16 protein-coding genes are annotated in these 15496 nt (G+C 54.8%); 8 read left to right on the top strand and 8 right to left on the bottom strand.

From position 1 onward, the window contains the following. Window position 1 precedes the first annotated feature (1 nt). Window positions 2-460, bottom strand: coding sequence for an NfeD family protein (locus OGX66_RS10870; protein ID WP_003021832.1), 459 nt, complete (start codon window positions 458-460; stop codon window positions 2-4). Beyond that, a complete protein-coding gene (locus tag OGX66_RS10865; protein WP_003021835.1) occupies window positions 457-1374 on the bottom strand; it encodes an SPFH domain-containing protein in 918 nt (305 codons plus the stop codon). Before OGX66_RS10865 ends, OGX66_RS10870 begins: the two co-directional genes overlap by 4 nt. Window positions 1375-1508: 134 nt before the next feature. On the opposite strand from OGX66_RS10865, the gene fetA reads away from it, so the two are divergent. Both fetA and fetB read left to right on the top strand, forming a co-directional pair. Continuing rightward, entirely contained in the window at window positions 1509-2186 is a 678-nt protein-coding gene (gene fetA / locus OGX66_RS10860) for an iron efflux ABC transporter ATP-binding subunit FetA (protein ID WP_003021838.1), read from the top strand. Then, window positions 2173-2952, top strand: coding sequence for an iron efflux ABC transporter permease subunit FetB (fetB, locus tag OGX66_RS10855; RefSeq protein ID WP_003835795.1), 780 nt, complete (start codon window positions 2173-2175; stop codon window positions 2950-2952). The genes fetA and fetB overlap by 14 nt, the downstream gene beginning before the upstream one ends. A gap of 78 nt (window positions 2953-3030) precedes the next feature. Here the strand turns inward: fetB and OGX66_RS10850 are convergent, their stop codons facing one another. Genes OGX66_RS10850 through tesA form a run of 3 tightly spaced genes read right to left on the bottom strand, consistent with a single transcriptional unit; the run spans window position 3031 to window position 5366 of the window. Beyond that, a complete protein-coding gene (locus OGX66_RS10850; RefSeq protein WP_003847508.1) occupies window positions 3031-3885 on the bottom strand; it encodes a co-chaperone YbbN in 855 nt (284 codons plus the stop codon). A 58-nt stretch (window positions 3886-3943) separates the two neighbouring features. Then, window positions 3944-4714 carry an SDR family oxidoreductase gene (locus OGX66_RS10845; protein WP_003021847.1) on the bottom strand — a complete coding sequence of 257 codons (771 nt, stop codon included), beginning with the start codon at window positions 4712-4714 and terminating at the stop codon, window positions 3944-3946. A 28-nt stretch (window positions 4715-4742) separates the two neighbouring features. Next, a complete protein-coding gene (gene tesA, locus OGX66_RS10840; RefSeq protein WP_032932667.1) occupies window positions 4743-5366 on the bottom strand; it encodes a multifunctional acyl-CoA thioesterase I/protease I/lysophospholipase L1 in 624 nt (207 codons plus the stop codon). Here tesA and ybbA point away from each other — a divergent pair. From ybbA to OGX66_RS10810, 6 genes are all read left to right on the top strand, one after another. Beyond that, complete coding sequence (ybbA, locus tag OGX66_RS10835) at window positions 5337-6023, top strand: putative ABC transporter ATP-binding protein YbbA (protein ID WP_003021853.1); 687 nt, start codon at window positions 5337-5339, stop codon at window positions 6021-6023. The genes tesA and ybbA overlap by 30 nt on opposite strands. After that, window positions 6020-8434, top strand: coding sequence for a putative ABC transporter permease subunit YbbP (gene ybbP, locus OGX66_RS10830; RefSeq protein WP_088902641.1), 2415 nt, complete (start codon window positions 6020-6022; stop codon window positions 8432-8434). Before ybbA ends, ybbP begins: the two co-directional genes overlap by 4 nt. 188 nt (window positions 8435-8622) lie before the next feature. After that, the gene (locus OGX66_RS10825; protein WP_003021860.1) at window positions 8623-9756 is read left to right on the top strand and encodes a porin; all 1134 of its coding nucleotides are present in this window, start codon (window positions 8623-8625) and stop codon (window positions 9754-9756) included. A 269-nt stretch (window positions 9757-10025) separates the two neighbouring features. Further along, the gene (locus tag OGX66_RS10820; RefSeq protein WP_003021862.1) at window positions 10026-10856 is read left to right on the top strand and encodes a MetQ/NlpA family ABC transporter substrate-binding protein; all 831 of its coding nucleotides are present in this window, start codon (window positions 10026-10028) and stop codon (window positions 10854-10856) included. 63 nt (window positions 10857-10919) lie between these two features. Beyond that, entirely contained in the window at window positions 10920-11936 is a 1017-nt protein-coding gene (gene sfbB / locus OGX66_RS10815; RefSeq protein ID WP_088902640.1) for a virulence-associated ABC transporter ATP-binding protein SfbB, read from the top strand. Continuing rightward, a complete protein-coding gene (locus OGX66_RS10810; protein WP_003021866.1) occupies window positions 11929-12588 on the top strand; it encodes a methionine ABC transporter permease in 660 nt (219 codons plus the stop codon). Before sfbB ends, OGX66_RS10810 begins: the two co-directional genes overlap by 8 nt. Here the strand turns inward: OGX66_RS10810 and mnmH are convergent, their stop codons facing one another. The 3 genes from mnmH to purE all read right to left on the bottom strand — a co-directional run bounded on the left by mnmH (window position 12589) and on the right by purE (window position 15344). After that, complete coding sequence (gene mnmH, locus OGX66_RS10805; RefSeq protein WP_088902639.1) at window positions 12589-13674, bottom strand: tRNA 2-selenouridine(34) synthase MnmH; 1086 nt, start codon at window positions 13672-13674, stop codon at window positions 12589-12591. Window positions 13675-13770: 96 nt separating this feature from the next. After that, window positions 13771-14838, bottom strand: coding sequence for a 5-(carboxyamino)imidazole ribonucleotide synthase (gene purK / locus OGX66_RS10800; protein WP_103798165.1), 1068 nt, complete (start codon window positions 14836-14838; stop codon window positions 13771-13773). Further along, the gene (gene purE, locus OGX66_RS10795) at window positions 14835-15344 is read right to left on the bottom strand and encodes a 5-(carboxyamino)imidazole ribonucleotide mutase (protein WP_088902637.1); all 510 of its coding nucleotides are present in this window, start codon (window positions 15342-15344) and stop codon (window positions 14835-14837) included. Before purE ends, purK begins: the two co-directional genes overlap by 4 nt. Window positions 15345-15496 lie beyond the last annotated feature (152 nt).

The following is a 15496-nucleotide window of genomic DNA, read 5'->3' as shown; positions in this document are numbered from 1 at the left end:
TTTAATGTGATACCGCTTTAATAATCAGGGTTATCCCTTCAACGGCAATGACTTCAACCTGCGTACCGGCGCTCAAATCGTCGCTGGCGCTAACGGGCCAGGAACTGTCGCCGACGCGCATGTGTCCGCGACCATTGACCAGGGCGGTTTCCAGAATAAATCGTCGGCCAACCAGCTGCTGTCCGCGCTGGTTAAGATGGCTGTCGGCGGGTTTCTGCTCCTGAACGCGCCTTGCCAGCCATTTCCACCACAGCCACGCCGCCAGCAGGGTGAGGACGGCGAACATCGCCCCCTGCCACGCCCAGTCTAGCGGAACGAGCCAGACGACCAGACCGGTAATTACCGCCGCTACGCCGCTCCACAGCAGATAGCCGTTACCGCCCAGCATCTCGGCGGCGAGTAGCAAACCGCCGAGGCTGAGCCAGAAGATGTGCGGATGCACCAGAATCATCGCTATCATGATTTTTTCCGCTCGCTGGCGCTGTCCTTAACCAGTTCGGCGATCCCGGCAATAGAGCCCATCAGGCTGCTGGCATCCAGCGGCATCATCACCACTTTGCTGTTATTCGACGAGCCGATATGCTGCAGCGCTTCAGTGTATTTCTGCGCCACGAAGTAGTTCACTGCCTGAATATCCCCAGCGGCAATGGCCTCAGACACCATCTGCGTTGCGCGAGCTTCGGCTTCTGCTGAACGTTCACGCGCTTCAGCCTGTAAAAACGCGGACTGGCGTTCACCTTCCGCTTTAAGGATCTTCGACTGTTTCTCACCTTCGGCCTTGACGATTTCTGCCTGACGGATCCCTTCGGCCTCAAGAATGTAGGCACGCTTGGTACGTTCGGCTTTCATCTGCGCGTTCATCGCGTCGATAAGTTCTGCCGGAGGACGCACGTCGCGGATCTCGATACGGGTGATTTTGATGCCCCAGGGATTCGTGGCTTCATCAACAATATGCAGCAGGCGCGTGTTGATGTTGTCGCGTTGGGAAAGCATTTCATCGAGTTCCATCGAACCGAGAACGGTACGAATGTTGGTCATGGTCAGGTTGATAATCGCCAGTTCCAGGTTGCTGACTTCATAGGCCGCTTTCGGCGCGTCGATCACCTGAATAAAGCACACGGCATCAATTGCGACGTTGGCGTTATCTTTGGAGATGACTTCCTGAGAAGGGATATCAAGCACCTGTTCCATCATGTTGATCTTACGACCAATGCGATCCATGAACGGCACAACAAGGCTTAAACCCGGTTGCAGGGTTTTGGTGTAACGGCCAAAACGCTCTACCGTCCACTGATATCCCTGCGGGACGATTTTGACGCCAGCGCCGACGATCACCAGCGCGACAAAAATAAGAATAGGAATAAAAATGAGCATTGATGAAACCTCCTGTTGTGCTGTCCTTTACTGCCTCATTAATCAAATTATACCCGATTTATCAAGGTGGGCTCCCTTATAATAAATTACAGGCATAGACTGTCTGCACGAAAGATGTAAAAAAGGAATGGGTAATGGAAGAAAGCAGTATTTTGCTTCAGTTAAAAAATGTCGCATGGCAGGCAGGGGAGACGCAGGTTCTCAATAACATCAGTTTTGATCTCCGCGCCGGAGAATTTAAGCTGATTACCGGCCAGTCCGGCTGTGGGAAAAGTACGTTACTCAAGATTGTGGCGTCATTAATGAGTCCGACTGCCGGTGAAATTCTCTTTGAAGGCAAGGAGATAAATACCCTCAAGCCGGAAACGTATCGCCAGCAGGTCTCCTATTGTGCGCAAACGCCTGCTTTATTTGGTGACACCGTTTACGACAACCTCATTTTCCCCTGGCAAATCCGTAACAAACGTCCGGAGCCGGATGCGTTTCTGAGCGATCTGGCCCATTTTGATCTCCCCGAGACGATCCTCAAAAAAAGCATCAATGAGCTGTCCGGTGGCGAGAAGCAGCGCGTCTCGCTAATTCGTAATTTGCAGTTTCTGCCCAAAATTCTGCTGCTTGATGAAATCACCAGCGCGCTGGATGAGGCTAATAAACGTAATGTGAACGAATTAATTCACCACTATGTTCGCGATAAGAATATTGCGGTGCTGTGGGTGACGCACGACAAAGATGAAATTACGCATGCGGATAATGTCATAACCCTTCAACCGCACGCCGGAGAAATGCAGGAAGCACGCAATGAACGAGCATAATATTACCAATGAGTCCCTGGCATTAGCGATGATGCTGGTGGTGGTGGCGATCCTGATTAGCCACAAAGAAAAACTGGCGCTGGAGAAAGATATTCTCTGGAGCGTTTGCCGGGCAGTGGTTCAGCTGATTATCGTCGGCTATGTGCTGAAATATATTTTTGGCGTTAACCACAGTATTCTGACCTTACTGATGGTGCTGTTTATCTGCTTTAACGCGGCTTATAACGCACAAAAGCGCAGTAAATATATTGATAAAGCTTTCCTCTCGTCGTTTATCGCTATCACGGTGGGGGCGGGATTAACGCTGGCGGTGCTGGTTTTGTCTGGCTCTATCGAGTTCACGCCGATGCAGGTCATCCCGATCTCCGGCATGATTGCAGGCAATGCGATGGTGGCAGTGGGGCTGTGTTACAACAATCTGGGACAGCGGTTTAACAGCGAACAGCAGCAAATTCAGGAAAAACTTAGCCTCGGCGCGACGCCGAAAGTGGCCTCTGCGCCGCTGATTCGCGACAGCATTCGCGCCTCGCTGATCCCAACGATCGACTCTGCAAAAACGGTAGGGCTGGTAAGTTTACCGGGGATGATGTCCGGGTTGATCTTCGCGGGTATTGATCCAGTAAAAGCGATTAAATATCAGATTATGGTGACGTTTATGCTGCTTTCTACCGCCAGCCTGTCGACCATTATTGCCTGCTACCTGACTTATCGGAAGTTCTATAATTCGCGCCACCAATTAGTCGTAACGCATTTGAAGAAGACGTGATGTGATGCCGGAGGGATCGGTATTGGTAGAATTTGTATGCCCGATAAGCGCAAGCGTCATCGGGCAAAATCAAACGGATTAGTACAACAGTGCGTACAGTTGGCGGCGGTATTTTGAGGCCAGCGCATCGCCGGTTCCGAGTGCGGCAAGGATCTCCTGGAAGGTCTTACGTGCCTGACCGTCGGCAGCAGTGAGATCTTTCTTCAGGTGGCTGAACAGCAGTTCCAGTGATTCCTCGTTACGTCCGACCTGATGTAACTGGATGGCTAGTTGAGTTGCCAGCGCCGCATCCTGCGGATTGCTGGCGACTTGCTGCTGCAGCTGTTGGATTTCCGGCGTATCCGCCGCCTGCTTCAGCAGTTCTATCTGCGCCACCAGTCCCTGATAGCGGGTGTCCTGATCCTGCAACGGAATGGTTTTCAGCACCGCTTCGGCATCGTCAGAACGATTGAGGGCGATTTGCGTTTCCGCCAGCAACAGGCCAATTTCGCTGCTCTGGTTGGAGATCTGCCAGGCTTCTTTCAGCAGCGGCAGTGCATCCGCGTGATTACCGGCTTCGATGAATTCGATAGCCTGACGCGCTTTCAGCTCTTCTTCGCTCGGCAACACTTTTTCCAGCAGTGCGCGGATAACCTCTTCCGGCTGCGGGCCCTGGAATCCGTCCACTGGCTGACCGTTCTGGAACAGATAAACCGTAGGGATGGCGCGCAGGCCAAACTGAGAAGCGATCATCTGCTCGGCGTCGCAGTCGAGCTTGGCGAGAATAAACTGACCGTTGTACTGGGCGGCAAGGCTCTCCAGTACCGGCGTCAATTGCAGGCAGTGCTGGCTGCGCTCAGACCAAAAATAGAACAGGACCGGCGTGGTCATCGACTGTTCAAGGGTCTGCTGCAGGTTCGATTCGTTAATGTTAACAATATTCTGTGTGGACATGGAGTTACTCTCTTTTGTCGATTTCTTGTTACATGGGGGCTGACGCGCGTGCTTCAACTCAACCCTGTAAAATTTTGTCCATTATGCGGCCTGGCAAGAGGCGTTTAAGTAGCATCACTGCCCAGGTCACCAGCGTAACCGGATAACGTAGCTTTGGTTTATCGCTCTCAAATGCATGACGTACTTTGGCGACAACCGCTTCTGGTCCCAGCGTAAAACGCGCGGCAATGCCAGGGTTCTCGACGGGCTTATCGCTCTGGGTCTGGTTGACGTTTTCGGTAAAGCGGGTACGGATGGGGCCGGGCTCAATCAGGCTGACCTTAATGCCGCTGTGGCGCAGTTCCATACGCAGCGCGTCGGACCAGGCTTCCAGCGCATATTTGCTGGCGGCATAGGCGCCGCGTCCCGGCGTTGAGATCAATCCCATCACCGATGAAGTCATCACGATACGTCCTTCGCCGTGAGGGAGCATAGCGGGCAACAGGCGCATGGTAAGCTGATGTGCGCCAAAGAAGTTGGCGGAAAATTGCTGTTCCATCTGTTCACGGCTGATGGTGGGCAGCGGGCCATAGACGCCGTATCCGGCGTTGTTAAAGATCCCATATAAACGATTATCGGTCAGGGCGATCACTTCATCGGCGGCACGATCCACGCTTTCGGGTGAATCCAGATCCAGCAATACGCCAGTGAATCCCATACTGTTCATACGCGCGACATCGTCAGGTTTGCGACAGCCTGCCAGAATTTGAAAACCCTGGCGCTTTAGTTCAAGCGCGCTTTCCAGACCGATTCCGCTGGAACATCCTGTTATTAAGACCGATTTTTGCATAACTTTACCTGTCAGGATCTCCGTTGTTTTATGAGTCGTGATTTACTAGAGGAGTGAGATGTTGCGCCATCCAGTCGGCAATAAACGGCTGAGCGTCACGGTTAGGATGAATACCATCATCCTGCATCCACTGGGGTTTCAGATAAACCTCTTCCATAAAAAATGGCAGCAGAGGAATATCAAACTCTTTGGCGAGCTTTGGATAAATCGCGCTAAAGGTTTCATTATAACGGCGGCCATAGTTTGCCGGCAGACGAATTTGCATCAGCAGCGGTTCGGCATTTGCCGCTTTGACATCCTGCAGAATCGTGCGCAGGGTTTGTTCGGTTTGCGCAGGCGCAAAGCCGCGCAGGCCATCGTTACCGCCAAGTTCGACCAGCACCCAGCGCGGCTGGTGCTGCTTGAGTAATGCAGGTAGACGGGCCAGACCTTGCTGCGAGGTGTCGCCGCTAATGCTGGCATTCACCACTGGCGTTTTGGTTTGCCATTTATCATTAAGTAGCGCAGGCCACGCGGCGCTGGCGGACATACGGTATCCGGCGCTCAGGCTGTCACCCAGAATTAATAACGTGTCCGCAGCGGCGGCGCGGAAAGTTAACAGGACCAGGAACAGGAAAGGCCAATGCCAGCGGAAAACATTGTTGAAGTTCATCATCTTAAGAAATCCGTCGGTCAGGGTGATCAAGAGCTATCCATCCTTACCGGAGTTGAACTGGTTGTCAAACGCGCCGAGACCATTGCGTTGATTGGCGAGTCGGGATCGGGGAAATCCACGCTGCTGGCGATCCTCGCCGGGCTGGACGATGGCTCCAGCGGTGAAGTCAGCCTGGTGGGGCAGGCGCTGCACACTATGGACGAAGAAGCCCGGGCGCAGCTGCGGGCGCGGCACGTGGGTTTTGTCTTCCAGTCATTCATGTTAATTCCAACCCTCAACGCGCTGGAAAACGTCGAACTACCCGCGCTGCTACGCGGCGAAAATAGCGGAAAAAGTCGTGACGGGGCAAAAACGCTGCTGGAGCAACTGGGGTTGGGAAAACGTCTTGATCATCTTCCGGCCCAGCTTTCCGGCGGGGAGCAGCAACGCGTAGCGCTGGCACGGGCGTTTAACGGACGCCCTGACGTGCTGTTTGCCGATGAACCAACGGGCAATCTGGACCGCCAGACCGGAGACAAAATCGCCGACCTGCTGTTTTCTCTGAACCGGGAACACGGTACCACCCTGATTCTGGTGACCCATGACCCGCAGCTGGCGGCGCGTTGCGATAGGCGTTTACGCCTGGTGAACGGACAGTTGCAGGAGGAGGCATGATTGCACGCTGGTTCTGGCGCGAATGGCGCTCGCCTTCATTACTGATTGTCTGGCTGGCGTTAAGCCTGGCGGTGGCCTGTGTACTGGCGCTTGGCAATATCAGCGATCGCATGGAAAAAGGGTTGAGCCAGCAAAGTCGTGAGTTTATGGCGGGCGATCGGTCGCTGCAAAGTTCGCGCGCCGTACCGAAAGCGTGGATTGACGAGGCGCGACAGCGTGGTCTGAAGGTGGGTGAACAGCTCACCTTTGCCACCATGACCTTTGCCCGGGATACGCCGCAACTGGCGAACGTCAAAGCAGTGGATGATGTGTATCCGATGTACGGCACGCTGCAAACCAATCCGCCAGGGCTGAAACCGCAGCCGGGCTCAGTGCTGTTGGCCCCGCGTCTGATGGCGCTACTCAACTTAAAAATCGGTGATTCCATCGACGTTGGCGATGCCACCCTGCGCATCGCCGGAGAAGTGGTGCAGGAACCGGATTCCGGTTTTAATCCCTTCCAGATAGCGCCACGCCTGATGATGAACATGGCGGATGTCGAAAAAACGGCGGCGGTCCAGCCGGGAAGCCGTGTGACCTGGCGCTATAAATTTGGCGGTACGCCACAGCAACTGGAAGCCTATGAAAAATGGCTGCTTCCGCAGTTAAAGCCGGAACAGCGTTGGTATGGGCTGGAGCAGGATGAAGGGGCGTTGGGGAAATCACTGGAGCGTTCGCAACAGTTCCTGCTGCTGTCGGCACTGTTAACGCTACTGCTGGCGGTTGCTGCCGTTGCCGTGGCGATGAATCATTACTGTCGCAGTCGTTACGATTTGGTGGCGATATTAAAAACGCTCGGTGCGGGCAGGGCGCAGCTGCGCAAGCTGATTATCGGCCAGTGGCTGATGGTGCTGGCGCTGTCTGGCGTGACCGGCGGGCTGTTCGGGCTGTTATTTGAGCGGGTGCTGGTGGTATTACTGAAGCCAGTTCTGCCCGGTGAGCTACCGCCCGCCAGCCTTTGGCCGTGGCTGTGGGCACTCGGTACGATGACCGTCATTTCTCTGCTGGTGGGGCTACGCCCTTATCGCTTGCTGCTGGCGACGCAGCCGCTGCGGGTACTGCGTCGCGACGTGGTGGCAAACGTCTGGCCGCTTAAGGTCTATCTGCCCGTAGCAACGATAGTTGTGGTTGCGCTGCTGGCCGGATTGATGGGCGGAAGTATGCTGCTGTGGGCGGTACTGGCCGGGGCTGTGGTGCTGGCGCTGCTGTGCGGTGTGTTGGGCTGGATGTTGCTTAACCTGCTGCGTGGTCTGACGCTGACCTCGCTGCCGCTGCGTTTGGCGGTCAGCCGGCTGTTGCGCCAGCCGTGGTCAACGCTGAGTCAACTGTCGGCATTTTCGCTGTCCTTTATGCTGCTGGCGCTGTTGCTGGTGCTGCGCGGCGATCTCCTCGACCGCTGGCAGCAGCAAATGCCGCCGGAAAGTCCAAACTATTTTCTGATCAACATTGCCACTGAGCAGGTGGCTCCGCTGAAGGCTTTCCTTGCTGAGCATCAGGTGATCCCGGAGTCGTTCTACCCGATAGTGCGGGCCCGTCTGACGGCGATCAATGAGAAATCGACCGAAGGCAATCAGGATGAAGCGCTGAACCGCGAGCTTAATCTGACCTGGCAGGATACCCGCCCGGATCATAACCCGATCGTTGCCGGGAGCTGGCCGCCAAAAGCGGGCGAAGTGTCGATGGAAGAGGGGCTGGCGAAACGACTGAGCGTTAAGCTTGGCGATCGGGTGACCTTTATGGGGGATACCCAGGATTTCAGCGCTACGGTCAGCAGTCTGCGCAAAGTGGACTGGGAAAGCCTGCGACCAAACTTTTTCTTTATCTTCCCTTCCGGCGCGCTGGATGCTCAGCCACAAAGCTGGTTAACCAGCTTTCGCTGGGAGAACGGCAACGGCATGCTGACGCAGCTTAACCGCGAATTCCCGACTATCAGCCTGCTGGATATTGGTGCCATTCTCAAACAGGTGAGTCAGGTGCTGGAGCAGGTGAGCCGCGCGCTGGAGGTGATGGTAGTGCTGGTCACCGCTTGCGGTATGTTGCTGCTATTGGCGCAGGTGCAGGTCGGGATGCGTCAGCGTCATCAGGAACTGGTGGTCTGGCGCACGCTGGGAGCGGGTAAGAAGTTGCTGCGTACCACGCTGTGGTGCGAGTTCGCGATGCTCGGGATGGTCGCCGGACTGGTGGCGGCCATCGGGGCGGAAACTGCGCTGGCGGTGCTGCAAACCCGCGTGTTTGATTTCCCCTGGGAGCCAGACTGGCGGCTGTGGGTTGTGTTGCCGCTTTGTGGGGCATTGCTGCTCTCTCTCTGCGGCGGATGGCTCGGTTCACGTCTTCTTAAAGGCAAAGCGCTGTTCCGTCAGTTCAGCAGTTAATTCATATTCGTGATGATTACGCACCGGTTTTTTTAAATCGGTGCGTTTTTTTATCTATGTAGCACAAAATGATAACTCATTGATATTTAACAGCACAGAACAATAAAAACCCGACAACACGAGTGTATTAATAAACGTTAATATTTGTATGCTGAATAATTGGCAGGCTATCTATCAAGGTACAAATAATGACTATAAAAAAAACGGCGCTGGCGGTATCGATCGGCGCAGCAGTGGCATTAACGACTTTCGCCTCCCAGGCGGAAATCACGGTCCTGAAACAAGATCCGCAGGCGGGCAACCCGCTGAGCCGTCTTAATTTCACCGTCGGCGGGAGTATTCGTCCGCAGTTCCAGAATATGGCCGGTGACGATGGTAAGAATGGCTACAAACGTAATGGCTTCGACGGTGGGACGCGTTTCCGCTTCGCTGCTGACTACTATCTGTTTGATGACATCAGTTGGGTGAGCTATTACGAGCTGGGCGTTAACTTCCCGGCGATGTTCAACTGGGACAATCACTATGCTAACGGCGCCAACGATACTACGCGTCGTATGCTGTACACCGGTTTGAAGAGCGCGACCTGGGGTACGCTGACCTTCGGTCAACAGAACAGCATTTACTATGATGTGGTGGGCGCGAAAACGGATATCTGGGACTACGACATGATCGGCCAGGCGCCAGGTAACGGTATCAATGGCGACTACGACGGTTCCTATCGTACACGTAAGTCACTGAAGTATAAAAATACGGTAGGCGATGTTGATCTTTACGCGTCTTATCTGTTCAGCGATGACTACAACCCGAACAACGGTTTGCGCTACAAACGTAAAGGCGGCGGCTCCCTGGGTGTGGATTATCACATCACCGATGACCTGACCTGGGGTACGGCGTGGAACTACACCCGCGCGGAAATGCGTGGCAACACCAGCAAAACCTACGATCAAAACATCGTCGGTACTGCGCTGAGCTGGAAACCGGACAACTGGACCTTCTCGCTGGGCGGCGGTTGGTATCAAAACTTCATGACCACCAAAAAAGTCTCTGTTAATGACTATTTTGCAGGTGACGCCTGGGGTCTGGAATACTTTGCGGGATACACCTTCCCGGTTGGCCAGTATGCGCTGAAATCCGTGCAGCCATACTTTATGGGCGATCGTATTGAATACGTGAATGGCCGTAACTACCTGCGTACCGACAACGGTGTGGGTATCAGCTTCCAGCTGGATTACGGTTTCCGTGTGGATTACGAACACGTCTTCACCTCCAGCACCGACAATCTGGGCGACATGAACCTGGTGCGTCTGCGTTACGACTTCTAATCGAACGCCTGCCGCCCGATGCGTTTATCGGGCCTACGAGAGCAGGGGGATCGCGTTATTTGTAGGCCGGATAAGGCACTTGTGCCGACATCCGGCTTTTTCATGCCTTCTCACATTTAAAAACACACTCTGCAACATCATGAAATAATTTCAAGGACAGCAGGTTGTGATCTGTGTCATGTTAACAATCAGCCTGTTAACAGGCCAACAAGAACAACGCCGCAAGAACGGCGTGAGACATGACACCACAACGTTAAAATGGAGAGATTATGGGATTGCGTCAGAGTTTACGCGTCGCGACCGGGGCGCTGTTACTGGCCTGTGGATTACAATTTGCTCATGCGAACAGTGATCCGCACACCATCGTATTTGGCGTCGCACCTGGGCCGTACGGCGATATGGTAAAACAAGCCATTGCCCCTACGCTGAAAGAGAAAGGCTATAAGGTAGTAGTGCGCGAATTCAGCGACTACGTGCAGCCTAACATGGCGCTCTCCAATGGCAGCATCGATGCTAACCTGTTCCAGCATTCACTCTACTTTGACAAATTCACCGCCGATAAAGGCCTGAAGCTGAGCAAGCTGATTGTGGTCCCGACGGCCGGGATGGGTTTTTACTCACATAAAATCAAAAGCCTGGATGAGTTGAAAAAAGGGGATGTGATCACGCTTTCCAACGATCCCACCAACCTGGCTCGCGGTCTGCGTTTCCTGCAGTCTATTGGCCTTATCACCATCAAAGATAACATCGATCCAACTAAAGCCTCCGAGCGCGATATTGCCAGCAACCCGAAAGGGCTGGTGTTTAAACCGCTGGAAGCGGCACAGCTGCCGCGTACGCTGGACGGTGTGACCGGTGCGCTGGTCAACGGCAACTTTGCCGTAGCGGCGAAACTGGATCTTGCCAGCGCCATCAAGCAGGAACACCTGGACGAAAATCTGAAAAATATCATCGCGGTACGCAGTGAAGATGCGGATAAACCATTTGCGAAAGATATTGTCGAGGCGGTGAAATCTCCGGCGTATCGTGCGGTGATCGACGATCCGCAAAATATCTACAGCGCCTTCCAGAAACCGGAATGGATGTCGGCAGCCCAATAATCGCTGCGCACAAGGGTTAACAGGGGCAGCGACGACTGCCCTTTTCGCATTTCTGAGGTGGCTATGATTGAGATTGAGAAAGTTTGCGTGGATTTTAGCGCAGGCCGTGGAGCATCAACCCGGGCGGTTGATGACGTTAGCTTGCGCATTGGCGCAGGTGAGATATTTGGCATTGTCGGGACCAGCGGCGCGGGAAAAAGTACGCTGCTGCGCACCCTGAACGCCTTAACGCGTCCGAGCCAGGGAAGCGTTAAGGTGAACGGCGTAGAAATTTCCGCACTGGAAGGCGCGCATCTACGTAAAGCCCGTCAGCGTATCGGGATGATTTTTCAACATTTTAATCTGATGCATACCCGTACCGTGGCGCAAAACGTCGCCTTTAGCCTGAAGGCTGCCGGATGGGAACGCAGTAAAATTGGCCCGCGCGTGAGCGAAATCCTGTCGCTGGTGGGGCTGTCAGACAAGGCGAACCGCTTTCCGGTTCAGCTCAGCGGTGGGCAAAAGCAGCGTGTGGGTATTGCCCGCGCAATTGCCAATCACCCGGATGTGCTGCTGTGTGATGAACCCACTTCCGCGCTGGATCTGGAAACCTCGGCCACGATTCTGACGTTGCTAAAGCAGATCAACCAACAGTTAGGGATCACGATCGTGCTGATCACCCATGAGATGAACGTGATCAAATCCATTTGCGATCGCGTGGCGGTGATGTCCGGTGGCAAGGTAGTGGAGTCTGGCGAGGTGTTTGATGTTTTTGCTCACCCGCAGTACGCTTTCACTCAGCAACTGGTGTCGCATACCCTCAATCTGACGTTACCCGACCGTCTGCGCCAGCATCTGCCTGGCCAGTTGCTAAAAATTCTGTTCATCGGTGATTCGGCAGAACAGCCGGTGTTGTCAGAAGTGGCGGTTAAATTTGGCGTGGCGGTGAACATTCTGCACGGCAAAATTGAATATATCGGCGAACGTGCGCTGGGGATTCTGGTGGTGCAACTGACCGCGCCGCATAACCCTTCTGCGGTGGATGTCGCCGTGGAACATATTCGTCAACGTACTGCACAGGTGGAGGTGATTCGTGGATGATTTATTGCCTGATTTGACGCTGGCGTTTAATGAAACCTTCCAGATGCTGAGCATCTCTACGCTGTTGGCAATTATTGGCGGTCTGCCGCTCGGTTTTCTTATTTTCGTTACCGACCGGCATTTATTCTGGCAAAACCGTTTTGTGTATCTGCTCAGCTCCGTGCTGGTGAATATTATCCGCTCGGTGCCGTTTGTGATCCTGCTGGTTCTGTTGTTGCCGCTAACCCAGTTTTTGCTCGGCAATACCATTGGACCCATCGCGGCGTCGGTTCCGCTGTCGGTAGCAGCAATTGCTTTCTATGCCCGTCTGGTTGATAGCGCGTTACGTGAAGTCGATAAAGGCATTATCGAGGCGGCGGAAGCGTTTGGCGCCAGCCCGATGCGCATCATCTGCACCGTTCTGTTACCGGAGGCGAGCGCGGGTCTGCTGCGTGGGCTGACGATAACGCTGGTGAGTCTGATCGGTTACTCCGCAATGGCCGGTATCGTTGGCGGCGGTGGAGTCGGCGACCTGGCGATTCGCTTTGGTTATTACCGCTACGAAACCCAGGTCATGATCGTCACCGTGGTGGCGCTGATTATTCTGGTGCAGGTCGTTCAGGTGCTGGGCGACTGGTTGGCGAAACGCGCAGACAAGCGCGACAGACATTGATTACTGTACGCTAAGCCAGTCAGCCACCTCCTGCCATGAGCCGCGAAAGACGATTTTCGCGGTTTTCTTTTCCAACTGATAGCGATACATCGGGTCGTAATACTCGTTGAGCAACGGTACCAGCCAGCTCATATGCGCGTCGGTGCTGCCCGTTGCCTGCTGTTCGCGCAGAGCCACGTCGAGCAGGGTGGTCAGCTCGGCAAAACGTTGCAAACCCAGACGACGGCGGATAGCAAACAGGCCGTGGTGCAGATACTCGCTGTACTCCTGCCAGCCCTGACTCTCGCCATAAGCGTGAGTGAAATCGTGGTGCATGCGCACAAAATACTCTTCGCGCAGCCGCTCCAGCCGTAGCTCAAAAGGATCGTCCACCACCGCAATAGCGGCCTGGCTCATGCGTTCGCGCAAACATTCGGGCAGATGATTAGCGCCGATCATGCGGCCTTCGTCCTCAAGTACCCACAGACGCAGATCCTGACGGCTGTCGGTTTTCAGCATTTCGACCGCCAGCAGGTTTTCAAAGCTTGCCTGGCTCAGCTGCGGTTCAACGGTGCGACCAAATGAGGAACCGCGATGGTGCGCCAGACCTTCGAGATCCACACCGTTTGGCTGCTGTTGCACCAGTTGCGTTTTACCGTTCCCGGTACAGCCGCCAATTAAGACGATCGGTTTTTGCACCAACTCTTCAGTCAGTTGAATCACCGCCTGACGCAATGCTTTATAACCGCCTTGTATTAGCGGGTAGTCAGTACCGGACTCGTGCAACCATTGCTGCACAATGTGCGAACGCTGGCCGCCGCGCGCGCAGCATAAGTAGCCCGCAGGATTTTGACGACAGGCATTAAGCCAGGCCTTCATGCGTTGCTGGCGAGTCTCGCCACAGACCAGTTGATGGCCGAGCGCGAGGGCGGCCTCAGGCCCCTGACGTTTATAACAGGTACCCACGGCAGCACGTTCGTCATCGTTCATTAAGGGAAGGTTTATTGCGCCCGGCATGGCGCCCTGCTGAAATTCGACGGGGGCGCGTACATCGATTAAAGGCGTACCGGCGAGCAGAATTGCGCGATAGTCCGTTCCATCGTTCATGTTTGATCCTGAAAATACAAAACAGCAATGGAGGGGATTTTACGCGCCAGGGGAGGGGCCGGGGAAGGATAAAATCCATTCCCCGGCATTAATGGCTTATTTCAGCTTTGACTGCGCCCAGATAATACCGCTGGCATATTCCGGCGGCAGCAGGGGGATAAGCGCTTCCAGTGTCGCGCTAAGGCGCGCGGTATCGCTGTCGCTCAGGTTCAGGTGCCCCACCTTACGCCCTTCACGCACTTCTTTGTCATACCAGTGCAGGTGTACCAGCGGTAGCTTCAGCCAGTCGTAGTTCAGGTCGCTACCAATCAGGTTTACCATCACCGAAGGATTATTCACCACCGGCGTAGGTAACGGCAGGTTGGTAATGGCGCGCAGGTGCAGCTCAAACTGGCTGATGCTGGCGCCGTTTTGCGTCCAGTGTCCGCTGTTGTGCACGCGCGGAGCCAGTTCGTTGATCAGCAGACCTTCCGGGGTGATGAAACATTCCATCGCCATCACGCCGACATAGCCCAGCTCCTGCATGATGGCGGAGAGCATCGCTTCAGCCTGTGCCTGCTGTCTGGCGTTAGCCTGCGGGAACACCACGCTGGTGCGCAGAATGCCGTCCTGATGCAGGTTATGGGTTAGCGGATAGAAAACGGTGCTGCCGTCATGCGCCCGAGCGCCAACCAGTGAGACTTCGCCAGAGAAGTTGATTCCCCGCTCGACGATGCACTCGCCATAGCAATCATCCGGCAGTTGTGCGGTTTCATTTGCGCGCAAACGCCACTGCCCACGACCGTCGTAGCCGCCGACGCGACGTTTGACGATCGCCAGCTCGCCGAGTTTGTCGAATACCGCAGACCATTCGCTTTTATCTGCCAGCAGATGCCACGGCGCAGTCGCCAGACCGAGCTTGTCAAAAAGCTGCTTTTGCGTCAGACGGTCGGCAATAATCGGGAAGACGTCGCGGTTAACAAATGCCGGGTGGCGCGCCAGTTCGCGGGTGAGTGCCGTTTCCGGCCAGCGCTCAATCTCAGCGGTGATCACGCTTTGCTGAAAAGGGACAGCAGCCGGTTCAGCGTCCAGCCCGACGGGCCAGACCGCAATGCCCAGCGGCTCGCCGGCCTGACGCAGCATGCGTCCTAGCTGACCGTTACCGAGTACGCAGACCTGCTTCATGCCGCACCTCGCGGGTCCGGATTCTCCAGTACCTCATCGGTTTGTGCTTTGCGCCAGTCGTCCAGACGCTGGTGTAATACTTTGTCGTGTGTAGCCAGAATTTGCGCTGCCAGTAGGGCCGCATTGGCCGCACCCGCTTTGCCGATCGCCAGTGTTCCAACGGGAATACCGCGAGGCATTTGAACAATGGAGTAGAGGCTATCTACGCCGCTCAACGCTGCGCTTTGCACCGGAACGCCTAAAACAGGCACCAGCGTTTTCGCCGCAATCATGCCAGGCAAATGCGCTGCGCCACCGGCTCCGGCAATAATCACCTGATAACCGTTCTCTTCAGCGCTTTCGGCGAAGCTGAACAATTTGTCTGGGGTGCGGTGGGCGGAGACGACTTCAACATGATGCGGAACGTCCAGGATTTCGAAGATTTCGGCGGCGAACTGCATGGTAGCCCAGTCGCTTTTGGACCCCATCACGATGGCGACACGCGCCGGATTATTGCGGGAAGACATGCGTCTGAAAACTCCTGTGGTGCACTACACTCGACTTTTGAGGCCACAGAGAATAGCATAATTAACCTTCAAGGAAAACGATTGCGCGCTTTACACTTCACTCTTCAAGCTGCCTCTTTGTTGGCTGCATCTGCTCACCCCAGTCACTTACT

Origin of the sequence: Citrobacter sp. Cf072, assembly GCF_030334485.1 — a bacterium.
GTDB classification, from domain to species: Bacteria; Pseudomonadota; Gammaproteobacteria; order Enterobacterales; family Enterobacteriaceae; genus Citrobacter; species Citrobacter freundii.
This window is presented reverse-complemented; position numbering and strand designations above follow the sequence as displayed.